At 40.1% G+C, this 23,995-nt stretch carries 22 protein-coding genes; 13 read left to right on the top strand and 9 right to left on the bottom strand.

Annotated features, from left to right (window positions below; all coding sequences use genetic code 11):
- The 6 genes from DEM91_RS06085 (at position 1) to rplI (ending at position 6,549) form a co-directional block, all read left to right on the top strand.
- On the top strand, positions 1–2,163 hold the full coding sequence (locus DEM91_RS06085; RefSeq protein WP_249858333.1) for an elongation factor G: 2,163 nt from the start codon (positions 1–3) through the stop codon (positions 2,161–2,163).
- Between the two features lie 227 nt (positions 2,164–2,390).
- Complete coding sequence (locus DEM91_RS06080; protein ID WP_028900789.1) at positions 2,391–3,950, top strand: sensor histidine kinase; 1,560 nt, start codon at positions 2,391–2,393, stop codon at positions 3,948–3,950.
- 27 nt (positions 3,951–3,977) lie between these two features.
- Complete coding sequence (locus DEM91_RS06075) at positions 3,978–4,676, top strand: response regulator transcription factor (RefSeq protein WP_008123271.1); 699 nt, start codon at positions 3,978–3,980, stop codon at positions 4,674–4,676.
- A gap of 659 nt (positions 4,677–5,335) precedes the next feature.
- Complete coding sequence (gene rpsF, locus DEM91_RS06070) at positions 5,336–5,680, top strand: 30S ribosomal protein S6 (RefSeq protein ID WP_025071601.1); 345 nt, start codon at positions 5,336–5,338, stop codon at positions 5,678–5,680.
- A 2-nt stretch (positions 5,681–5,682) separates the two neighbouring features.
- Entirely contained in the window at positions 5,683–5,952 is a 270-nt protein-coding gene (gene rpsR / locus DEM91_RS06065; protein WP_008123278.1) for a 30S ribosomal protein S18, read from the top strand.
- A gap of 18 nt (positions 5,953–5,970) precedes the next feature.
- Positions 5,971–6,549, top strand: coding sequence for a 50S ribosomal protein L9 (gene rplI, locus DEM91_RS06060; RefSeq protein ID WP_195252181.1), 579 nt, complete (start codon positions 5,971–5,973; stop codon positions 6,547–6,549).
- Positions 6,550–6,884: 335 nt separating this feature from the next.
- On the opposite strand, the gene DEM91_RS06055 is transcribed toward rplI, so the two are convergent.
- From DEM91_RS06055 to rfbA, 3 genes are all read right to left on the bottom strand, one after another.
- Positions 6,885–7,322 (bottom strand): BT0820 family HAD-type phosphatase, encoded by a 438-nt coding sequence (locus DEM91_RS06055; protein WP_195252180.1) that lies wholly within the window; start codon positions 7,320–7,322, stop codon positions 6,885–6,887.
- A gap of 78 nt (positions 7,323–7,400) precedes the next feature.
- Positions 7,401–9,899, bottom strand: a complete 2,499-nt coding sequence (locus DEM91_RS06050) for a GumC family protein (RefSeq protein WP_195252179.1) — start codon at positions 9,897–9,899, stop codon at positions 7,401–7,403.
- A 60-nt stretch (positions 9,900–9,959) separates the two neighbouring features.
- Positions 9,960–10,841: a glucose-1-phosphate thymidylyltransferase RfbA gene (gene rfbA / locus DEM91_RS06045; RefSeq protein WP_195252178.1), complete on the bottom strand. Its 882-nt coding sequence runs from the start codon at positions 10,839–10,841 to the stop codon at positions 9,960–9,962.
- A 304-nt stretch (positions 10,842–11,145) separates the two neighbouring features.
- Here rfbA and DEM91_RS06040 point away from each other — a divergent pair, with 304 nt between their 5' ends.
- From DEM91_RS06040 to rny, 4 genes are all read left to right on the top strand, one after another.
- On the top strand, positions 11,146–11,772 hold the full coding sequence (locus tag DEM91_RS06040; protein ID WP_036926554.1) for a hypothetical protein: 627 nt from the start codon (positions 11,146–11,148) through the stop codon (positions 11,770–11,772).
- A gap of 137 nt (positions 11,773–11,909) precedes the next feature.
- On the top strand, positions 11,910–12,203 hold the full coding sequence (locus tag DEM91_RS06035; RefSeq protein ID WP_036926489.1) for a hypothetical protein: 294 nt from the start codon (positions 11,910–11,912) through the stop codon (positions 12,201–12,203).
- Between the two features lie 8 nt (positions 12,204–12,211).
- Complete coding sequence (locus tag DEM91_RS06030) at positions 12,212–12,523, top strand: cell division protein ZapA (RefSeq protein ID WP_036926553.1); 312 nt, start codon at positions 12,212–12,214, stop codon at positions 12,521–12,523.
- 165 nt (positions 12,524–12,688) lie between these two features.
- A complete protein-coding gene (gene rny, locus DEM91_RS06025; protein WP_008123292.1) occupies positions 12,689–14,221 on the top strand; it encodes a ribonuclease Y in 1,533 nt (510 codons plus the stop codon).
- Between the two features lie 148 nt (positions 14,222–14,369).
- Here rny and DEM91_RS06020 read toward each other — a convergent pair whose 3' ends face one another.
- From DEM91_RS06020 to DEM91_RS06005, 4 genes are all read right to left on the bottom strand, one after another.
- A complete protein-coding gene (locus DEM91_RS06020) occupies positions 14,370–15,935 on the bottom strand; it encodes a peptide chain release factor 3 (RefSeq protein WP_249858332.1) in 1,566 nt (521 codons plus the stop codon).
- Between the two features lie 89 nt (positions 15,936–16,024).
- A complete protein-coding gene (gene rfbD / locus DEM91_RS06015; protein WP_249858331.1) occupies positions 16,025–16,873 on the bottom strand; it encodes a dTDP-4-dehydrorhamnose reductase in 849 nt (282 codons plus the stop codon).
- Between the two features lie 3 nt (positions 16,874–16,876).
- Positions 16,877–17,425 carry a DUF4924 family protein gene (locus tag DEM91_RS06010; protein WP_249858330.1) on the bottom strand — a complete coding sequence of 183 codons (549 nt, stop codon included), beginning with the start codon at positions 17,423–17,425 and terminating at the stop codon, positions 16,877–16,879.
- Positions 17,426–17,517: 92 nt separating this feature from the next.
- A complete protein-coding gene (locus tag DEM91_RS06005) occupies positions 17,518–18,186 on the bottom strand; it encodes a LysE family translocator (protein WP_195252175.1) in 669 nt (222 codons plus the stop codon).
- A gap of 251 nt (positions 18,187–18,437) precedes the next feature.
- On the opposite strand from DEM91_RS06005, the gene DEM91_RS06000 reads away from it, so the two are divergent.
- The gene (locus DEM91_RS06000) at positions 18,438–19,415 is read left to right on the top strand and encodes an ROK family protein (protein ID WP_249858329.1); all 978 of its coding nucleotides are present in this window, start codon (positions 18,438–18,440) and stop codon (positions 19,413–19,415) included.
- Between the two features lie 236 nt (positions 19,416–19,651).
- Here DEM91_RS06000 and DEM91_RS05995 read toward each other — a convergent pair whose 3' ends face one another.
- Both DEM91_RS05995 and DEM91_RS05990 read right to left on the bottom strand, forming a co-directional pair.
- Positions 19,652–20,539 carry a carbon-nitrogen hydrolase gene (locus DEM91_RS05995; protein ID WP_249858328.1) on the bottom strand — a complete coding sequence of 296 codons (888 nt, stop codon included), beginning with the start codon at positions 20,537–20,539 and terminating at the stop codon, positions 19,652–19,654.
- Between the two features lie 53 nt (positions 20,540–20,592).
- Positions 20,593–21,642, bottom strand: a complete 1,050-nt coding sequence (locus DEM91_RS05990) for an agmatine deiminase family protein (protein ID WP_249858327.1) — start codon at positions 21,640–21,642, stop codon at positions 20,593–20,595.
- Between the two features lie 686 nt (positions 21,643–22,328).
- Here DEM91_RS05990 and DEM91_RS05985 point away from each other — a divergent pair.
- The gene (locus DEM91_RS05985) at positions 22,329–22,952 is read left to right on the top strand and encodes an ATP-binding cassette domain-containing protein (RefSeq protein WP_249858326.1); all 624 of its coding nucleotides are present in this window, start codon (positions 22,329–22,331) and stop codon (positions 22,950–22,952) included.
- A gap of 4 nt (positions 22,953–22,956) precedes the next feature.
- Positions 22,957–23,745: an ABC transporter permease gene (locus DEM91_RS05980; RefSeq protein ID WP_249858325.1), complete on the top strand. Its 789-nt coding sequence runs from the start codon at positions 22,957–22,959 to the stop codon at positions 23,743–23,745.
- The last annotated feature ends 250 nt before the right edge of the window (positions 23,746–23,995 follow it).

Genomic DNA, 23,995 nt, shown 5'->3' with positions numbered 1-23,995 from the left:
ATGAGAGTATATCAGACAAACGAAATCAAAAACATTGCATTGCTTGGCAGTGCGGGTAGCGGCAAGACCACACTTGCCGAGAGTATGTTGTATGGAAGCGGCATTATTAAGCGCCGTGGTACGGTAGAAACAAAAAATACAGTAAGCGATTACTTCCCCGTAGAGCAGGAATATGGATATTCTGTATTTCCAACAGTTTTCCATGTGGAATGGAATAACAAGAAATTAAATATCATAGACTGTCCTGGAGCCGATGACTTTGTGGGTGGAGCTATTACTGCATTAAACGTTACGGATCAGGCTGTTATCTTGATTAACGGTCAGTATGGTCCAGAGGTTGGTACGCAAAATAACTTTAGATATACCGAAAAGCTTAAAAAGCCTGTTATCTTTTTGATCAATCAGCTTGATTCTGACAAGTGTGACTTTGACGTTGTCATCAATTCCATGAAGGATATTTATGGTTCCAAGTGTGTTCAAATTCAATATCCTGTACAGACTGGCTCAAACTTCAACGAGATTATCGATGTTTTGTTGATGAAGAAGTATTCTTGGAAAGAAGAAGGTGGTATGCCAATTATTGAGGAGATACCCGAAGAAGAGAAAGAGAAAGCCCTTGAATTGCACAAAGCTCTTGTCGAGGCAGCAGCCGAAAATGATGAGAGTTTGATGGAGAAATTCTTTGATACAGAAAGCTTAACGGAAGATGAATTGCGTGAAGGTATTCGCAAAGGCTTAGTGACGAGAAGCATATTCCCCGTATTCTGTGTTTGTGCAGGGCAGGACAAGGGAGTTCGTCGCTTGATGGAATTCTTGGGAAATGTTGTTCCTTTTGTGAATGAGATGCCTAAAATCCATAATACACGTGGTGAGGAAATTGATCCAAATTCTGATGGTCCCACTTCTTTGTATTTTTTCAAAACGGGTCTTGAACCACACATTGGCGAAGTATCTTATTTCAAAGTAATGAGCGGTAGTGTGAAATCGGGCGATGATCTCATCAATGCAGATCGTGGATCGAGGGAGAGAATCGGTCAATTGTATGCCTGTGCAGGTTCTAATCGTATTGCGGTAGACCAACTAAATGCTGGTGATATTGGTTGTACGGTGAAGCTAAAAGATGTGAAAACAGGAAACACACTCAATGAGAAGGATTGCGAATGGCGATTTGACTTCATTAAATATCCCAATTCAAAATACAGTAGAGCCGTGAAAGCTGTTAATGCTGGCGATACGGAGAAGGTCATGGCAGCCTTGTTAAAGATGCGTCAAGAAGACCCCACTTGGGTAGTGGAGCAATCTAAGGAGTTGCGACAAACTATTGTCCATGGTCAGGGAGAGTTCCATTTGCGTACTTTGAAGTGGCGTCTTGAAAACAATGACAAGCTTCCGATTAACTTTTTTGAACCGAAAATTCCTTATCGCGAGACGATTACCAAGCAAGCACGAGCAGAATATCGTCATAAGAAGCAGTCGGGAGGAGCAGGACAATTTGGTGAAGTTCACTTGATTGTTGAGCCTTATGCCGAGGGAATGCCAGATCCTACTCACTACAAGTTTAATGGTCAAGAGTTCAAGATGAACATCAAGAGTAAAGAAGAAGTTGACCTACCATGGGGAGGAAAGCTGGTTTTCATCAATTCCGTTGTCGGTGGTGCCATTGACCTGCGTTTCATTCCAGCCATCCAAAAAGGAGTTATGGACTGTATGGAGCAAGGGCCTTTGACAGGAAGTTATGCCCGAGACGTTAGAGTTGTTGTCTATGACGGTAAGATGCACCCCGTTGATTCCAATGAATTATCCTTTACTTTGGCGGCACGACATGCCTTTGCCGATGCGTTCAAAAATGCAGGACCAAAGATTTTGGAGCCTATTTATGATTTGGAAGTGTTTGTTCCTGGCGACTATATGGGTGATGTGATGAGTGATTTGCAAGGTCGACGTGCGCTCATTATGGGCATGGATAGTGAGGCTGGTTACCAAAAACTGGTTGCTAAGATACCTCTAAAGGAACTTTCCAACTATTCGATAGCTTTAAGTTCGATTACGGGCGGTCGTGCTTCATTTACAACCAAGTTCTCAAGTTACGAGCTTGTACCTAATGATTTGCAGTCACAGCTTATTGCTGAACACGAAGCAGAGAAAGTTTCGGACGAAGATTAAAAATAAATTACAATGTAAAGGAGATGTACGAATGTTAAATTTGTGCATCTCTTTTTTTTGAATAGGTAGTAAGTTGTTCCCAATTACTATCTTTTTTGTGACAAATGCATCGCTTTAATTGCATTAAAACAACTATACTTTCATTTTTGGTTAATATACTATAAACTGCTCTTTTTATTTAACATGATATTGTTAATGAGTTAAGAGATTTGTTATCTTTGTACTATATGAAAAAGAGGACGATTTGGATTATCTCGGTCATCATGGGAGTTTCTTTCCTTGTGCTGCTATTTTTACAGCTGAAATATTTTCAGGAAATGGCAGACATGAAGAAAGAACAGTTTGACGAGTCTGTCAACAGAGCTTTGAACCAAGCAGCGCGTAATCTTGAATATAACGAAACTTTCCGATATTTACAGAAAGATGTCAATGAAACAGAGCGCCGTGCTTTCATTCAAGACTCTATCGGAACGCGTTCGGGAAAGCCCGATGGAACGTTGCAGCAATCGCATCAATTCTCTGTAACGGGAAAAGATGGGACGATGTATTCAGCGTTTGAGCTAAAAACCATTACGGTAAAACCGTCTCAAATGCCTAAGGGGATGATATTGCAAAGTGACAAGAACTCCCTTTCGGAAGCTACAAAATCTTTGCAGGAGATAGTGAAAAATCGTTATGTATATCAGCGTGCACTCTTAGATGAAGTAGTGTATTCGATATTGTACTCAGCCTCTGAAAAGCCTTTGAAAGAAAGAATCAATTTTAAGTTACTTGATCAGGATTTGAAATCAGAGTTAATGAACAATGGAATCAACATACCTTATCATTTCAGAGTGACCACCCAAGATGGGAGAGAGGTTTATCGATGCTCTGATTATTCTGATGATGGCGAAGAGTACACCTATTCACAGGTGTTGTTCCGTAATGACCCTGCTTCAAAGACAGGCGTGGTGCGATTGCATTTCCCGGATATGAACAGCTATATCTTTTCCTCTGTTCGGTTCATCATGCCCGCCATTGTGTTCACTGTGATTTTGTTGATAACTTTCATTTTTACAATTGTGATTGTGTTTAGGCAAAAGCGTTACACCGAAATAAAGAACGACTTTATCAATAATATGACGCATGAACTGAAGACACCGATAGCCAGTATCTCGTTGGCAGCGCAGATGTTGAATGACAAGAGCCTGACTAAAAGCGAGGCAATGCTGAACCATCTCGGTTCTGTGATACAAGATGAGACTAAACGTCTTCGGTTCTTGGTTGAGAAAGTTTTGCAAATGTCAATGTTCGATCGCAAGAAAGCCGTTTTCAAGAAAAAACAATTGGACTTGAACGAACTGATAGAGAACATCTCGCACTCCTTTGCTTTGCGTGTTGAACATACGGGAGGAAAGATATATACCGATATAGGCGCTGTTGATTCTACTATCTATGTGGACGAAGTACATTTTCAAAATGCTATTTTCAACTTGATGGACAATGCGGTGAAATATGGAAAACCCAATCAGCCACTTAATATTTTCTTGAAGACATGGAATGACAAAGAATATTTGTATTTGTCCATTCGAGACACAGGTTTGGGTATTAAAAAGGAAAATTTAAGGAAAATATTTGAAAAGTTCTATCGCGTGCATACAGGTAATGTTCATGATGTGAAAGGCTTCGGCTTGGGATTGGCGTATGTGAAGAAGATCGTCAATCTACATGGAGGCGACATCTCTGTAGACAGCGAATATAAAAATGGGACCACGTTTACGATTAAGCTCCCAGTGATTAAAGACTAATAATTATTCATTAAAACAAATAAGACTATGGAAGAGAAATTGAAAATCCTATTGTGTGAGGACGATGAGAATTTAGGAATGCTTCTTAGAGAGTATTTACAAGCGAAAGGTTATATTGCCACCTTGTGTCCAGACGGCGAAGAGGGATATAAAGAGTTTTTGAAAGATAGATATGACATTTGTGTGTTGGATGTCATGATGCCTAAAAAAGACGGTTTTACTTTGGCGCAGGAGATAAGACAAGCCAATGCGGAAATGCCTATCATCTTCCTTACTGCCAAGGTATTGAAAGAAGATATACTCGAAGGTTTCAAGATTGGAGCAGACGATTATATTACCAAACCCTTCTCCATGGAGGAATTAGTATTGCGCATTGAAGCCATCTTGCGTCGTGTTCGTGGCAAAAAGACAAAGGAAAAAACCGTTTACCAAATCGGTCGCTTTGTTTTCGATACCCAAAAACAGTTGTTGACTATAGGAGATAAACAAACGAAGTTGACAACCAAAGAAAATGAATTGTTATCATTACTTTGCTCTCATGCCAATGAAATATTGCAACGCGACTTTGCTTTGAAAACCATTTGGATTGATGACAACTACTTTAATGCACGCTCCATGGACGTTTATATTACAAAGCTGCGCAAACACTTGAAAGATGATGACCAAATAGAGATTATCAACATTCATGGTAAAGGGTATAAATTGATTACTCCCGAAGAGGATTGATAAGCTCGTATAAGGTTGTTGTATCAACAACTTCTGCAAATTAAAATAGGCATGGAATAAAATTTTATGCCTATTTTACTTCTTCTTCCAGCACGAAGCCATAGACTCTGATGTTCTTAGCTTTACAATTTGTGTCCATGTAGGGTTGACTGAACCGTGTAAAATAGACTATTTTGGTCACCAAAACAGTTTGTTTTAACTGCCAAAACAGACAGTTTTGCGGCGCTACATCATTATAGTTTTATAAAGCTCGCAATAATCTTTTGTTCAAGCAGAATAGTATTGACGCTTTTTTATGGCAAATACACTTATGAAGCGGAAATAGCGTGTTATTGTGCTATTGGTGACAAGAGAAGTGAACAATTAATATTTGTTTTGTTTCCTTGATAAGTAAGTATAGGCAACGATACCCAACACCACAAAAAATAGTCCCAAAAATAAGACCCAGTTGTAGCGAGACCAACCTGTGATGTACGAGAGAAGAAAAACAACTACTCCGGTATAAACACAATATAAGCCGAAGCTTGGCGCTATTTTTATTTTCTTAAGATACCTCTTCATGACAGCAAAAGTACAAAAAAGATTTGGTAGACTTACGAAAAAGTGGTAACTTTGCACCGCATTTTGCAAAAATAATATTTATTAATAAATGAAGTAATATGAATCATTACGAAACCGTTTTCATTTTGACTCCCGTTTTGTCTGATGAACAGATGAAGGAAACGGTCGCTAAATTCAAGACTCTCCTTACTGATAATGGTGCCGAGATTCTGAATGAAGAGGCCTGGGGACTTAAGAAACTGGCTTATCAAATTCAGAAAAAGAACTCAGGCTTCTACTGTTTGTTTGAGTTCAAAGGTGAGCCAACATTAGTAGACACACTCGAAGTTGGCTTCCGCCGCGACGAGAAAGTAATCCGTTTTATGACTGTTAAATTGGACAAGTATGCTGCACAGTATGCTGAGAAGAGAAAACAGAAGTATGCTAACAAGAAGGAGGCTTAATTATGGCAGAGAATAAATCAGAAATTCGTTATTTGACTCCACCTTCAGTGGATACCAAGAAGAAAAAGTATTGCCGTTTCAAAAAGAGTGGCATCAAGTACATTGATTATAAGGATCCTGAATTCTTGAAAAAGTTCTTGAACGAACAGGGTAAAATTCTTCCTCGTCGTATTACTGGAACTTCATTAAAGTACCAGCGACGTGTAGCACAGGCTGTAAAACGTGCCCGCCAGATAGCACTGCTTCCTTATGTAACTGATTTGATGAAATAATTAAGAGGAGGAAACAGAATGGAGATTATATTAAAAGAAGATATCATCGGTCTTGGTTACAAGAACGATATTGTAGATGTTAAACGTGGTTATGGTCGTAACTACCTGATACCTAAAGGTAAGGCTGTCATTGCTTCCGAATCGGCTAAGAAAGTTCTTGCTGAAGATATGAAGCAACAAGCTCATAAGTTGGCAGCTAAGAAAGCAGAGGCAGAGAAGAAAGCTGCTGCGTTGGAAAATGTAGCATTGGAAATTTCTGTAAAGGTATCTGCAACAGGTGTTACTTATGGTTCGGTTACTGCTGCGACAGTTGCTGAGGAATTAGAGAAGAAAGGCTTTGATGTAGACCGAAAGATTATCACGATGCGTGATATCAAGAAGGTGGGAGAATATGAAGCTACTATCCACTTCCATAAAGAGGTTGAAGTGAAAGTTCCTGTTACCGTAGTAGCAGAAAATGCTCCTAAGGCAGAAGTGAAGTCAGACAATGTTGATACAGAGAAAGAGACTGGTAAGACAGTTGACACTGTAGAGACAGCAGAACTTGAGCAGAAGGATTCTGTTGAAGAAACTGACGATACTAAAACCGCAGAATAAAAAGCTGCTGAATAAGCGGTGAAGACGCTTAATTGCAGTGAACCAATATTAGATATTGATACCAATTGCACTGTAAAGCAAATCTATAGGTGTCCCGATGTGTCATTAAACCACATCGGGATTTTTATTTTTCTCGGCTTCTACCGTGCTTTACTATTATTCCGCACTTAGCTTCTTGTGATTGATAAGCGTTTGTAGGCTTGGATGTATGCCCTTTGTGGGCTGGAATTATCAAATCATTCATTAGTATTACCCACGGGAGATAAAAAAAGACAATACACGAATTAGGTATGTTCGTGCATTGCCTTTATGTCTTGAAGTCTTTGTGGAAAAGACTAACGACTCCACCAATGCCTTTTGCGTTTTGGTGGTTCTGCTGCAAGTACCTGTTGGTTTACAGTTTCTCGTATCAAGTCTTTTACCGTTTTATGGTCGTGAATCATATGATATATTTGTCCCCAATCGAGTAATCCACCAACGTTTCTATCGTCAATAAAGAGGTCTGCTTTCAGTTTTCGCGAGAAGTGATTATTATTCTTGGTACCATCTTCCTCGGGATAGTCACGATTGACAGCCCAAAACTCAACTCCTCGTTCTTTACACCAATCGATAGCCTCTTGCAGAAGCTTACCCTCTCGTACACTCCATAAGATTAATCGGTGGTGATCTTTTATCAACATCTTCAGAGTTTCCGTTGCAAAAGGTAGTTCTTCGCCAATCTCTGGATAGCGATGTTCAACGATAGTTCCATCGAAATCTACTGCAATAGTCATAGTGCAAATCTTTAAGCGATATCAAATATTAATGAAAGTAATCTTTAAGTTAATTAAAAAGCCGTATTTTTTAACTCGCTATCGTTTGATGGAAGTGTCGTTTTTATCCCCGTAATGGCTATTGGCATAGTTACCGTAGCTTCCATAATTGCCATAATTACCATAACTACGCTTGCTATAATGCCCATATTTTCCGTATTTGCCATACCTTCCATAGCCATAATAATAGCCATACTTCTTCTTGGACATATCAATGCCATTGATTACAATGGACATCTGTGGAAGCTTCTTCTCTTTTGCAAGAGTGTTAATGAGATTGAAACTCTCTTTAGGGGTATAGTCAGCACGACACATGTAGACCGTTGCATCAGCGACACGTCCAATTTGGAGTGTGTCTGTCACCAATCCAACAGGAGCAGTATCAATTAATATGTAATCATAGTGCTGTTTCAGTTGGTCAATGATGAGCTGCAAAGAGGGCCGAGCTATCAGTTCTGCAGGGTTTGGCGGTACAGGACCCGATAACAGTAATTCAAGGTTGTTATTAATACCCGAAGGTAAAATCTGGCTTTGTATCTCTGCCCAAGTAGGCTGCTCTTTGGTCAATAGCATCGTAACACCATGATGATGATCGTCTATTTCGAACAATTCTGCCAAACGTGGCTTACGAATATCCAGACCCACCAAGATGACTTTCTTACCTAATAGTGCGAAGCTAACTGCAAGGTTGGAGGCGTTGAAAGTTTTTCCTTCACCCGATGTGGTAGAAGTAAACATGATGACTTTTTCATTCTCTTTCATCATAAATTGCAAATTGGTTCGCATGCTACGGAATATTTCTTCCATCTGATTGTTTTGGTTCTCATGAACCACAATGTCAGCTTTGGTTTTAGCCGATTCACTGGCAACTGCCACATCTGCTAAAATTGGCAACTTGGTTAGTTTAGCGACATCGTCATGACCCTCTATCTTATAGCGGAAGAATTGTATCAAGAACAGAATTAAAGAAGGAATACCCAATGCTATGAGCAGCGCAATTAGGAATATCATCGTACGTTTTGGACTTACTTGTCCGCCAGTTGCAGGTTCGTCAATCAAGGTACCCTTGTCTGCGGTGGCTGCCAATGAGATTGAGTTCTCTTCTCGCTTTTGTAACAACATAAGGTAAAGTCCTGATTTTACATCTTGCTGGCGTCCTATTTGGGTAAGCATGCGCTCCTGTTCAGGACTCTGAGATACTTGTCCTTGGTATTTACCATATTGCGAAGCCACGCTATTGCGTTGTATTTGTAGTCCTTTCTTTGCTTGGTTCATAGCTCGATGAATACTGTTATTCAAATCATCCAGCTGAGAAGTAAGCGGTGTAACTGTTGGTGAAGTCTCTGAAGCACTCCTTAAAAGTTTATTCCTCTGAAGAGCAATTTCATTATACTTGTTAATCAATCCGTTTACAGTAGGGTCTGAAATACCTACATTGGCAGGAAGTGTTTCGTATTTTCCGCCTGGCCGCCCCATACTTTCTTGAACGCTGTTAAGCAGTGCCACCTGTGTATTTGCTTCGGCTAACTTCTGATCGTATGCGTTGGCATTGTCCATTGCCTGTGCAGCATTCATTTCTTGGTTGACCATTCTGTTGCGTTTCTTATAGCTTTCTAATGCACCCTCAGTAGCTCCGAGCTCTGCACTAATCTTCTCTAACCTGCTATTGATGAACGCTTCTGTATTGCGAGCTATTTCGTTTTTATCTATGTTCGCCTGTCGATTATAACAAATAACTATCTGCCGTAAATAATCTTTTGCCCTAAAGGGAATTTCATCTCTCAGTGTGAGCAATGCAATGCTATTGCCTTTGGAACTTTGCGCAACATTAAAGGATGATTTGAATTTGGCAGCCATCGCTTTAGGAGAGACAATACTGACTTTGAAACTCTCACCGTCTTTTAACGAACCTGCGTTTCTACTGTTGAATGTTAAGATTCCCGCTTTGGTAGCTAAGGTTGCTGGAAGTTTGTTGATGGTTTTGTCAATTGTATATGCCTTTTGTGATTGCTCATCTGTCGCATTGTAATTTCCTGTGACATGAAAAGAATTACCTTCTCGTTGTATATACAAATTGATAGCTGTGGATAGCTTGTCAAGATGAGCAGGATCGATATCTACATCAATGGGTTGATTTTGATACATCAACACATCTTTCACTCTGCCTTCTGATGTGTAAATGGTGTACAACTTCAGGTCTCTAACAGCTTGTTCTGCCAGTGATAAGGAAGATAAAATTTCCATCTCATTTTCAATACCTGCCGAGTTGGTCATCATTCCTAAAGTCGAGGTGTTTAATGCGCTATTTCTGCCACGTCTGTAATTATCCTCTTCTTTAATGAGCATTTTAGCATTTGCTTGATAGATAGGCGTTGTGTACCTTAGATATATTGCTGCAAGTCCCAAGCAAATGATGAGGGATAAGACAAACCATTTCCAATTAAAAACAAGAGTTGTATAAATGGTTTCAAAATTAAAAAATGAACTTTCTTCTTGTTCATCAATCTTTTTCACTTCTTGGTTTTTGATATCTTCCATTTGAATAAATGTGATTATTTCATTACTATTCCAAATACTTACTTATTATATAGCTTCAAACTATTTCTTATTTTGTGTTAGCTCAAGAAGATATTGTCCATAAGAATTCTTCTTCATCGGTTGAGCTATCTTAATGAGTTGTTCTTTTCCTATCCAACCTTTTTTGAAAGCAATCTCTTCTAAGCAGGCTACTTTCAACCCTTGGCGCTTCTCAATAACTTCTATGAATGTGCTGGCTTCAGACAAGCTGTCATGAGTGCCCGTGTCCAACCATGCGAAGCCTCGTTGCAATGTCTGTACTTTTAGTTGTTGTCTTTCAAGATAGATTTGATTAACGGTGGTAATTTCTAACTCTCCACGTTCGCTTGGTTGAATGTGCTTGGCAATGTCTATCACTGAATTAGGATAAAAATAAAGTCCTACTACAGCGTAATTGCTTTTTGGGGCTTTTGGCTTTTCTTCAATACTTAGACATTTTCCTTCCTGATTGAATTCTACGACACCATATCGTTCGGGGTCATTGACATAATAGCCAAAAACAGTTGCCTTATTTTCTTTTTCTGCATCTGCAACAGCCGTGTGGAGGAGGGATGAAAAACCTGAACCATAAAAGATGTTGTCTCCCAAGACCAGACAAACAGATTCATTGCCGATAAATTCTTCACCAATGATAAATGCTTGCGCTAAGCCATCGGGACTTGGTTGTTCCGCATAGGTAAACTTCACTCCTAAGTCTTGTCCATCTCCCAACAGTCGCTTAAAACCAGGTAAATCAAATGGAGTTGATATAATCAGAATTTCACGAATACCAGCCAACATTAGTACAGATATGGGATAATATATCATGGGCTTATCGAAGATAGGTATCAATTGTTTGCTGATACCCTTCGTAATGGGATACAAACGTGTCCCTGAACCGCCTGCTAAAATAATTCCTTTCATGAATGTAAAACTTGGTTCTTTTATTTACCTATACGCTAAGAATAATGTAGTGTACAACTTCATCAACGGCAACTTTACATAAACTTGGAGTTGTGCGACTTGACTCAATCAGGGCATGGCATTCCAATCTTGCGTGCCGTTGCGCACATATATGGCACAAAGATATAAATAATAATTGAATAGGGAAAGTGAGAAACCTGAAATTGTTGATTTTGTTTTGTATTTTTATTGTTTTGTCGTAACTTTGTGGAGCATTCCGTGAGATAATCTCATGCGAAGAAAAATATTATGTTACATTATCATGATGAAATTTTTATCAAATATCTTTGACAAAAAGGGCAAACAAGAGAAAACTGGTGGCATGGAAGACTACATGACACTGATTAGGGTTTACTTTCAGTCTGCAATGGCAGCGCAATTGGGAATTAACAATTTGAAAATGTTACCTGACTTGCGCACGTTCAAGACAACACTAAAAGTCCCAACAGTGAATAACAAATTAGGTGTTGGTGAAAAAGTACATTGTAAGAAAATGCTGAAAGATATCTACAAGACAAACGACAATTTCTGTAAGGAGATTGATCAGAGTATCCGTCGTAACTGTCGCAGAATGGAAGATGTTCAGACTTACCTTTTGCAATTTCAAGGGTTTACACAGGAGCTAATGATGCTGATAGGTAATCTGATGAAGTTTAAGTTACGAGTTCCTTCAATCTTTAAGAGTGCTATTTATACTATGACTGAGAAGACCGTTAACGATATTTTCACTAAGAACGATTATACAGATGCTGCTGCAATGAAAGCGGTTGTCACCATTAGAAAGTATAACAACCGTTTAGGGTTTTCGCAAAAGTGGGTTACTGACTTCGTATATCAATTGGTGATGTTGGCAAAGAAAGAGCCAAAACCCGCTGATAATGAGCAGAAATAACATTTGTTTTTCAGTATCAATGACTTTTATAAATTCACTTTTGCAATGCTCTGTGCTAAAGTAAAGCGCAAAAAATATGATGGATAATTTGTGATTATCAATTTATTAAGTTAAATTTGTAACCAAATTGTAAATCTATGAATGCGAACGAGAAGACTTTATCGCTTTTCACCACACGTGTCAGGCAAATGATTCTCCAATATCAAGAAATGAAACAGGAGAATGATGGCTTGTACGAAATGGTGGATGAGCAGAATGCGAAGATAAAAGAACTCGAAGCACAGCTGGAACAAGCAAAACAGAATTACAATAGTCTCAAGATGGCAAGGATGATTCAAGTTTCTAATGTGGATATGGATGTCGCGAAGAAGAAATTATCCAAGCTCATCAGGGATGTTAATAAATGTATCACACTACTGAGTGGAAAATAGTCGGAGTGATGGCAGGAGACAATAGAGATAAGCTACAAATAAGATTACATGTTTACGATACAGACATGAGCGTAACTGTTCTGAGGGATGATGAAGAATATTATCGCCAGGCAGCAAAACTCATTACGGACACTGTAAATACGTACTCCTCACTTTTTAAGACCAAAAGGAGTGAGAAAGAAATACTCTATATGGCACTGATCGATATTGCGTTAAGATATGAGAAAGAGTCTGGACGCAATGACGTGAAGCCTTTTCATGAAATGATGGCACAATTAACGACCGAGATTGAAGAGGCATTCAAGAAGCAAATTCCTTGATTGAATCGAAGAATTGCTGGATGAATAACTGAGAGGCTGCCTATTTGTCTTTTACTTTTTTGAAGTAGAGCCTGCATTGATTGTATGGAAATCAATCTGCTACCAATCTGATTTTTCATTTCCACGGTAAAGTTTAGAAATGAAATTAAATTTATATTATATAATATGGGTACAATTATCACAATGATAATAGCCATTGCCGTCATTGGCGCAATAGGCTATGCAGTTTATCAATACGTTGTTAAGAAGAAATACAATGAGATAATAGCGGCTGCAAATAAAGAAGCAGAGGTTCTCAAAGAAAAGAAACTGCTGGAGGTTAAAGAAAAGTTCTTGAATAAGAAGTCTGAACTTGAAAAAGAAGTTCAAAGTCGTAATCAGAAAATCCAACAGAGTGAGAATAAACTCAAACAGAAAGAGCTTGGCTTAAATCAGCGACAAGAAGAATTGGCTCGTCGCAAACAAGAAGTTGATAGACAGCAACAGCGTATAGACAACGAAAAGAAATTGTTGGAAATCAAACAAGCCGACCTTGATAAACTTCAGTTACAAGAACGTGAGAAACTCGAAGAACTGTCTGGGCTTACTGCAGAAGAAGCAAAGCGAAGATTAGTGGAAAGCTTAAAGGATGAGGCGAAAACAGATGCTGCCAGTTATATTAACGAGATAATGGACGAAGCGAAACTGAATGCCAATCAAGAAGCTAAGAAAATAGTTATCCAGACAATTCAACGCGTTGCCACTGAAACAGCTATCGAAAACTCTGTCAGTGTTTTCCACATCGATAATGATGAGGTCAAAGGTCGTATTATTGGAAGAGAAGGCCGAAACATTCGTGCTTTAGAAGCTGCTACAGGGGTTGAGATTGTTGTAGATGATACACCAGAGGCTATTGTCATTTCCGCATTCGACCCTGTACGACGTGAGATTTGTCGTTTGGCACTTCATCAATTGGTAGCGGATGGACGTATACATCCTGCTCGAATTGAAGAAGTGGTGGCAAAGGTGAAGAAACAACTTGATAATGAAATTATCGAAACTGGTAAGCGGACAGTGATAGACTTGGGTATCCATGGACTTCATCCCGAATTGGTGCGAATTGTTGGAAAAATGAAGTATCGTTCAAGCTATGGACAGAATTTATTACAGCATGCGCGTGAGACAGCAAACCTTTGTGCGGTCATGGCAGCTGAGTTGGGTTTGAATCCTAAAAAAGCAAAACGTGCAGGACTTTTGCACGATATAGGAAAAGTGCCTGACGAGGAGAGTGAGTTGCCACATGCTCTTTATGGAGGCAAGATAGCAGAGAAGTTCAAGGAAAAACCAGAGATAGTCAATGCTATTGCAGCTCATCATGATGAGGTAGAGATGCAAACGTTGTTGGCACCCATTGTTCAAGTTTGTGATGCCATATCTGGAGCTCGTCCAGGTGCACGTCGAGAAATTGTAGAGGCTTATATCAAACGCTTGAACGATCTTGAGGCAATTGCGATGAGTTACCCTGGCGTAACCAAAACTTATGCTATTCAGGCTGGTAGAGAGCTTCGTGTCATTGTGGGAGCAGACAAAATGGATGATGCGGAGACCTTAAAGTTGTCGGATGAGATTGCTACAAAGATTCAAAATGAAATGACGTATCCAGGACAAGTTAAGATTACTGTTATCCGCGAGACAAGGAGTGTAGCATACGCCAAATAACCGCATCTTTGGTTATCATCTATAAAATAAATCGACCGTATTTGTTACTTAAAGTACGGTCGATTTATTTTATAGATTTATTTCAGAAATCACAAAGAGTATGGAGGAAGTTCTTTATACCTCTTGATTATCTGATGATATGAATGTCTTAAAATTCACTGGTAAAGTGAAATTTAATATGTTCGAAATCTTGCTGCGCCATTGATAAAACATATTGGGAGTCAGCAAGGAAGACATCTCTTCCCTCTCGGTCTTTTGCCATATATTGGTATTTCCTTCTCTTGAAGTTTTCCAGTTCTTCTTCATTGTCCGATTCTATCCAGCACGCTTTATACAAATGAACAGGTTCCCATTTGCATTTCGCATTATATTCATTCTCTAATCGGTATTGGATAACTTCAAATTGAAGTTGTCCCACGGTGCCGATAACTTTTCGTTGGTTAAACTGGTTGATGAATAGCTGGGCAACGCCTTCGTCCATGAGTTGTTCAATACCCTTGTTGAGTTGCTTAGATTTCATGGGGTCATCATTTTCGATGTATTTGAACATTTCTGGTGAGAACGAAGGTAGTCCCTTAAAATGAATCATTTCGCCTTCAGTGAGTGTATCTCCAATTTTGAAGATGTTATTATCTGGCAAGCCAACAATGTCACCAGGATAGGCTTCTTCAATGGTACTCTTACGTTGCGCCATGAATTGAGTAGGTGAACTAAACCTGACCGTTTTCCCATTGCGTACATGAAGATAGGGCTGGTTGCGAACAAACTTTCCAGAGCATACTTTGCAGAAAGCGATGCAGGAGCGATGGTTAGGGTCTATGTTGGCAGTAATCTTAAAGATAAAGCCAGTAAACTTAGGCTCCTCTGGATGTACCAATCTCTCTTCAGCTAAGGTGGGGCGAGGACTTGGTGCAATTTCTACAAAGCAATTCAATAGTTCTTGGACGCCAAAATTGTTTAGTGCTGACCCAAAGAAGACGGGCGCCACTTCTGCTGCACGGTAGGATTCTTGATCAAAAGTTGGATAAACGCCATTCACCAGTTCAAGGTCTTCACGTAAACGATGAGCTTCTTTTTCGCCAACCTTTTTCTCTAACTCTTCACTCTCAACATCTACCTCAACCTTCTCGGTGACACGTTGTTTGTTCGGAGTGAACAAATTTAATTGTTGTTCATAGATGTTGTACACCCCTTTGAAGCGAACTCCTTGCCCGATAGGCCAACTCAAAGGGCGCACTTTAATTTGTAACTCTTGTTCCAGTTCGTCAAGTACATCGAAAGGGTCACGACCTTCACGGTCCATTTTGTTAATAAAGATAATCACTGGCGTTTGGCGCATCCTACAAACTTCCATCAGCTTGCGTGTTTGGGCTTCCACTCCTTTTGCAGAGTCGACCACAATAATAGCAGAATCTACAGCCGTAAGTGTGCGATATGTGTCTTCTGCAAAGTCTTGGTGTCCTGGAGTGTCCAAAATGTTAATCTTATAGCCTTGGTAGTCGAACTCCATGACCGACGTAGACACTGATATTCCACGTTGCTTTTCAATGTCCATCCAGTCACTGGTAGCTGTCTTCTTTATTTTATGACTCTTGACGGCTCCAGCAACTTGTATTTGACCTCCAAAGAGCAGGAATTTTTCAGTAAGTGTCGTTTTTCCTGCATCTGGATGTGAAATGATGGCAAAGGTTCGACGACGTTGTATTTCATTCATGTTGTATTCCGTTGATGTGTTTGTTTTTATTGTTAATTGAAAAAGGATGAAGTACAAGGTGGCAGGTCGAAGAATCCACCTTATATGATTTAGCTTTCCTCTATCATCTTTGCTAAACTCTCTTCCCAATAAGGTATTTCAATATCGTAAGTTGTTTTTATTTTCGTTTTGTCCAACACACTGTAATGTGGACGTTTGGCAGCTGTTGGATAGTCTGCTGTGTGTAATGGCTTTACGTGACACCTGGTAATGCCTGCCAACCGATGAATGGCTTTTGTGAAGTCATACCAACTAATGACACCTTCGTTGGAATAGTGATAGGTGCCAGGAACAATGCCCTTCTTGATGATTGTCATGATGGCTTGAGCCAAATCTCCTGCATAGGTCGGTGTTCCTATTTGGTCGAAGATGACGCCCAGCTCCGACTTTTCCTTGCCTAATTTAATCATGGTTTTTACAAAGTTATGTCCATGAATGGAGTAGAGCCATGCCGTTCGAATGATGACATGCTCAGGACAAATTTGCCTAACAGCTACTTCTCCTGCCAATTTTGTTGCGCCATACACACTGTTAGGGCACGGGGTATCGATTTCTGTATAGGGAGTATGTTGCGTTCCGTCAAATATATAATCTGTACTGATTTGTATTATCCACCCTTTTCTTTTGCCTATGGCTGCTGCCAAATAGGCGGGAGCTTCAGCGTTTAGTGCAGTTGCCAATTGTTTGTTTTCCTCCGCTTTGTCGACAGCGGTATAGGCTGCACAGTTCACTATTCCGTCTATCTCGTGAGTAGTCACAAACTCTTCAATGGCTTTTTGGTCAGTGATATCCAACTCCTCTACGTCTGTATTCCACCATTGGTGTTCTTTCATCTGCTTTTCAAGCCGTTGCATCTCGCGTCCCAATTGTCCGTTGCAACCTGTGATAAGTATATTCATAAATTATTCCTCCTCAAATTGAATTCCATGATTCTTGTCTTTGATATAATAATCGGACAGCATCCCGATGAAAGTGGTTATTTCTTCAATGGCATGGGCTGTTTCTGGTGTTATCTCTTTGTGTTGTAAACGTAGAAGCATGACACCGTATAGTGCATTTAGGCACACTAATATTTCATGCTGGTCCTTTGCTCCTTTTTGTCGTAATTCGACAATGAACGGCAGTACCTTATAATATTCTGAGTTGTAAAAAGGAAAGTTCGTGCTTTGAAGTAGCTGACTGTGTAAGTCAATCAAATCTTGTAGAATGATTTCGTTAATTTGGAGATGCCCTTTTTCTCGTTTCCCCTCTTCGTTCATCATTCTAATCAAATTGCCATACCAATCAGTCATTTCATCTTTCTGTTCGTCAGAATAGTCAAATTGAGAAATATACTCTCTTCGGATTCGAGCCAATGAGCAGTCGTAGGCTCTTATGAGATCCTCTATTTGCCACATATACAAAAGATATTCGGCAATGTTCTTTTTGCGTAATTGTTGAGATATATACACGTTGTATGAAGTTTTTTAGTATTCCAATTGTCGCCCCTGTCTTACGTAGATGTACACTCCTTTAACAAGGATACCTTGAATCGCAAGTGTTGCTAATAATGTACCGTATACAAATTGAAAACAGTACCGATGAGAATCACCAATGAACACAGGATAACAATGGTTCCAATGATTTTATTGATGATGATGATGCCGTTCGTATCGAACTTCCCTCGTATTTTATCTATTAGCCAAGTCAGCCCATACCACCATAATACGGCACCACCAAAGATTCCAAGATATCCGCTACACATCTCAATAGGGTGGTTAGGAATCACGAAGTTAAATTGCGCGAACATGGCGATAAGCAATAAAATGATGAGTGGATTCAGAAATGTAAGCCAAAATGCCGTAATGCCATTGTAGGTATATGTTCCTTTTTTCGTGCCACTAACGTGCATGTGGTTCGTAGGGTTATTTCTAAAACTATAAATCCCAAATAGCAGTAATAACAGACTTCCTGATATTTGTAAGATAAACATATTCTTCGGATTGGTAATCAAGTCTAAGACGAAACTCATTCCAAGCCCCGTTAACAGTGCATAGATAATATCGGAACAAGCCGCCCCTACACCTGTAACAAATCCGTACCATCGTCCTTTATTCAGGGTTCGTTGGATGCACAGAACACCCACGGGCCCCATTAGTCCTGATGCAATCACTCCAATGATTACTCCTTTCCATATCTGGTCAATGATATCAATATGAAATTCAAACGGCATACGGTATGCAAAATTGCAAAAATTATGCGATATGGACAAATTTATAGATTAAAACTTTGGTTGAAGTTATATTTTTAATAACTTTGCGTAATCGATTTGTTCAATTCATGAAGCGTTGATGTGTATTTAGTAAATTATTTCTATTTGAATGTTATCAAACTGGAGACTTTTAAGGAGTATTATTGACGCTTCTGCTCGTGGACGAAAAAATTCATTAATACGTTAACTTCTAAATTAAAACAATATCTAAAATGAAATCATTATCTAAATTAAAGCCGTATGTTATCGGTTTGGACTTAGGCGGAACAAACTCCGTTTTTGGTATAGTAGATAGTCGTGGAGACATTAAGGCTACGACTTCAATTAAGACACAAGGTTATGAAGATGTAAATGATTATGTAGCAGCTTCCGTAGAGGCTTTGCAGCTCATCATCGACCAAGTGGGCGGTATCGACACTATCAAGGCTATGGGTATTGGTGCTCCCAATGGTAACTATTATAATGGTACTATTGAGTTTGCGCCTAATTTGAGCTGGGGACATAATGGGGTAGTACCTTTGGCGAAGATGTTTTCCGAGAAATTAGGCATTCCTGTAGCTTTGACCAACGATGCCAATGCTGCTGCCATTGGCGAAATGACCTATGGTGTGGCTCGTGGTATGAAAAATTTTATCGTGATTACTTTGGGTACAGGAGTAGGTTCTGGAATTGTTGTCAATGGGCAGCTTGTTTATGGAAGCGATGGCTTTGCAGGAGAGTTAGGACATGTAGTGGTACGTCGTGAGGACGGACGTTCTTGTGGCTGTGGACGTAACGGTTGTCTTGAGGCGTATTGCTCGGCAACAGGCGTTGCTCGAACAGCTCGTGAATTGTTAGAGACCACCGAAGAACCTTCTTCGTTGCGCGAGATGATATTGGAAGATATTACTTCTTTAGATGTTAGCATCGCAGCAGAAAAAGGAGACAAGCTCGCACAACATGTTTATCAGACTACTGGAGAGATGTTAGGCGAGGCTTGTGCTAATTTTGCCGCATTCAGTTCTCCAGAGGCCTTCATCTTCTTTGGTGGACTTACCAAGGCTGGCGATTTGCTCATGAAGCCGCTCAAAGAAAGCTATGATAAAAATGTATTGAAGATTTATAAGGATAAGGCAAAGTTCTTAATCAGTGGCTTAGACGGTTCTTCAGCTGCAGTACTCGGTGCGAGTGCTATTGGTTGGGAAATATAACAGTCTCGTCACATCGCTATTGTTAGATACTTCTTCCTCTTTTCAATTCATATACCTGTATTAAAACTGAGATGGGCTCTCAATAATTGATATGAACGAAAGGAATAAAAAGGAAGCTTGACTTAAACCGTATCAAGGGGTGCGCTGCTTGGCGTAGCCCCTTTTTTCTTTACTTCGTCATTGCATTGTCCAGTACAAATGACTGTGTTGATAATTAGGGAATTAGCTGAAATTCTCTAATTATCGATATATCTTTTCAAGATGTCCTGATAGTTATCAATCCGTCGGTCTCGTAAGAATGGCCACCAGCGGCGTACTTGTTCGCTATGGTCTAGGTCGATGTCTATCACCACGCTTTCTTCATCGTCATCACATGCCTGATAATACAGTTCTCCTTGTGGACCAGCCACAAACGAACTACCCCAAAAGTTAATGCCATTGGTTTGTCCAGAAGGGTCGTCTTCGTGTCCAACTCGATTGACAGTGATGACTGGCAGCCCATTGGCTACTGCATGCCCTCGTTGAACGGTCATCCATGCGTTGCGTTGTCGTTGTTGCTCATCTTCGTCATCGCTGCTTTCGTAACCAATGGCTGTGGGATAGATGAGGAGTTGTGCTCCTTGCAATGCCATGAGTCGGGCTGCCTCGGGATACCATTGATCCCAACATACCAATACACCTAAGCGTCCTACGGAGGTGTCAATAGGGTGGAAACCTAAATCTCCAGGAGTGAAATAAAACTTTTCATAGTAAGCGGGGTCGTCAGGTATGTGCATCTTGCGGTATTTACCAGCGATAGTTCCGTCTTTCTCAATCACTACAGCCGTGTTGTGATACAGGCCGGGAGCTCGTTTCTCAAATAAGGAGGTAACGATGACGACACCTAATTGTTGAGCGAGTTTGCCATAATACTCGGTTGATGGACCAGGTATCGGTTCTGCCAAATCGAAGTTGTTGACATCTTCCACCTGACAGAAGTAGAGCGAATTGTGCAACTCTTGCAGTACGATGAGCTGTGCGCCACGCTGCGCCAAGTCGGTGATATTCTCGGCTATTTTCTTTTTGTTATCGTCTACACATTCGGTGTTCCGCAATTGTAATAATCCTATTCTTATTTCGTGCATGTTTTTTAGTTTATGAGTTTTTTAGTTTATGAGTTTACAAGTTTACGAGTAGACTATGCTTCATGTTCAAAATTTTCTGGATATTGCATGGTAAGACAGTGCAGCGAACCATGTTGCTTGATAACCGTCGTGGCATCTAAAGGAAAGATGTCACGGTGGGGGAAGGCTGTCCCAATGATGTCGAGTGCTTGCCTGTCTAGTTCATCTTGTTGATAGGTCGGGACTATCACCGCCCCATTAATGACAACGAAGTTGGCGTAAGTGGCTGGCAGACGTTCACCTTGGTAGAAAATAGGCTGGGGAATAGGGAGTCTCAGTAGCCGATAAGGCTTTCTATCAATCGTTCGGAAAGTTTTCAACTGTTGTTCCATTTTTTTGAAGTCGTTGTATTGCACGTCCTCCTCGTCATCGGTACCTATATATAATAAGGTGTCATCTAGGGCAAAGCGCACGGTGGTGTCTATGTGTCCATCCGTGTCATCACCCACCAACTTTCCGTAGTCTATCCATAAAATGCGGTTGGCGTGCAATCTGTTGAGCAACTTTCGTTCTATTTCTTGCTTTGTCAGCGGTTGGTTTCTGTTTGGAGCGAGCAAGCAGAGACTGGTGGTCAGGATGGTTCCCTTGCCGTCGCTTTCTATGGAACCGCCCTCCAAAACAAAGTCGTTGTAATCTACATATTCGCCTGTTACTGCGTTTTGCGCTACCAACTGCCTGTTAATCAGATTGTCCTTGGAAGCTTCAAACTTGTTTCCCCAACCGTTAAATTGAAAATCTAAGAGTAGGGGAGCTGCTTTGCCGTCTTTGGACAGTAAGGTGATGAAGCCATGGTCGCGAGCCCAAGTGTCATTGAGAGGGCATTCTACGAACCTAATTCGTTGCCTTTCCTCAGCCGAGAAGTGGCGTTTCGTCTCTGCCACATCTTGTGTGACAATGAGCACCTCCTGATATTTTGCAATCACCCTTGCCAGTTGTATTTCGGTGTCAATGATGTCTTGCAAATAGGGTTGCCAATCGGTATGGGCATGTGGCCATGTCAATTGCACTGCTTTTTGCGGCTCCCATTCGGCTGGCAGGTAGTATTTTACGTCTTCTAAATCCATTTACAGATAAAGTATGCTTTTAATAATTGTTACAAATATACATGAAAAAAATGAGTTGTGGTGCGATTTCTTCAAAAACCTATGTTTGGTGCATTATATTTACACGAATACTCATACCGAAAAGAATCGTCTTCTTTAATTTTATTATTTAGTAATGAAATACGTTGTTTTTGTCCTATCATTTTACCAAAAAACGACCATCTAAAATCTGCGAAATAGAAAAAATTAATAGGCAAACGACATGCAAAAATGGGCTGATTTTAACAGAATAGATGTCTTTTCAAGTCGGAACATTGATTTAACGGTCTTGGAAACACACATTAGAGGTGTTATTCACATGCTTCAGCCGGCTTAAAGCATGCAAATAGTAAGCTTATCTCAATTCTTTAATCTGCAAGAAATGGTAAAAAATAGAATGAAAAGAGAAAAAATAAGCGTAACGTTATCAATATCAATGTGTTATGAAGGTCGTTCATTTCTCGCGTATTTGTGACCAACTTTGGCGTTAGTTGTTTTCACGCGAGTTATGAGAGGCACTTTGTAAAGAAAATTCAGCATTTTATTTCCTTCCATGCAGCGTTCCTCCAATTATTCACACCGATATTCACACAGAAAAGAAAGATTCATATCGTTTTTGTAAGTTAGTTGACTATCAGTTTGTTTTTTTTGTGTAAATTTGCCAATGTATGATAGAAATCAAAGATGCCACCATCACCATAGCAGGGAAGACACTGCTCGAGAATTGTTCTTTTATGGCAAGAGAAGGACAAATAACAGCTATTGTGGGATGTAACAGTGAGGCATTGACTGCCTTGGTACACGCCTTTTTGGGCTTTCTTCCTTTGAATAAGGGGTATGTATCCATCGACGGTGAAGAAATAATGCCACTCTCCGCACCCTTTTTCAGGCAGAAGATAGCGTATGTACCTGCAAATTTTGCATTTGGAAACATGCAGGTATCCAAACTCTTGCGCACGCTCATGGGTAATTCTCTGTCAGTGATGAAAGAGCAGAAGAAAGCACTTTGGAAAGAATGGGAAGCTTTAGCCATTGAGAGAAGTTGTTATGATGCAGTATGGGAGTCTCTCCCTACTGATGTTCAGCAACGCATCGTACTATCGGTGGCAGGAATATTAGACCGAAAAATAATTCTTATGAATCAGCCAACTTTGTATCAAACAGAGGAAAGTTTGAAGATTGTTACCTCGTATATAAAAAGTTTGAGCTCAGAAGATAGCATCGTATGTTTCACTACCATGGACGAGGAGAGTGCTCAGGTGGCTGATGTAATAGTAAAATTAACAAAGTAAAGAAATGGAAATCACGTTCATGCAATATGTGTGGGGATTTTTGCTGTTGCTTATCCCGTGTTATGTGTTGTACCTATATCATTCTACCTTACTCACAAAGACAGTGAGAGCCACCGTAAGGATGATGGGGCTACTCCTTGTCTTAGGATTTCTGCTGTATGAAGTGATGGCACTGAACCAGTGGGGCATAACCCTTTTGTTCGCTTTGCTCATGGTGACGATAGGTGCGATACTCACGGTGAGACGTGCTAAATTACCTATTCGGCAGTTGTTTGTACCCGTAATGGCTGGTACGTTCACAGGCGTCTTGGTGGTTGGGCTTTATGTTTTGTGGCTTGTTGTGGGTGTAAGAAATCCACTGGAAGTTCGTTTCCTTATTCCTGTTGTCGGTTTGTTGACGGGGCATTTGATACAAGTGAACAGTCAGGCGTTACACATTTATTTCATGGGATTGCGTCATCACAGCCAGCTCTACCATTATCTATTAGGGAATGGCATGAAACATTCTCAGGCTCTTGGCTATTTGTTTCGACGCACCATAGAGCGAGCAACGCTTCTTAACATCTCCACTATGGGGCGGATGTTAATAGGCGTGTCTCCTATTATTTTGTGGAGTATGATGTTAGCAGGCGCAGGCGTTTTTACTGCCTTGGCTTTCCAGTTGGTATTGTTGATAGCCATGTTTAGTGCTTCGATAATTTCTGTCATTGTCACGGTGGTGGTGTCACGCAGATACTTGTTGGATGATTATCATCAATTGAAGGGCGATAAGCCACATCAACAAGCAGAATGAACTGTTTTGTTAAGGGATGCGTGTAGTTTTTGTGATAGTTCCTTGTCCGTAACTGTCCTACGTTATCAATCATTGTCTCTTCGTAGAGAATTGGTTCAAAGAAAAAAAATAGAGCCAAAAAGACATTAGTAAAATTACAAAAGAGATAAATGACAGAAGGCTGGTTCTATAAATCAATACTCTGTTAATAATCACATAATTGTTTGAAAATGAGCGAGTTGATTAACAAAACATAACTAAATAAATTTGG

The sequence above is a fragment of the Prevotella sp. TCVGH genome (genome assembly GCF_023522295.1).
Classification (GTDB): domain Bacteria; phylum Bacteroidota; class Bacteroidia; order Bacteroidales; family Bacteroidaceae; genus Prevotella; species Prevotella timonensis.
This window is presented reverse-complemented; position numbering and strand designations above follow the sequence as displayed.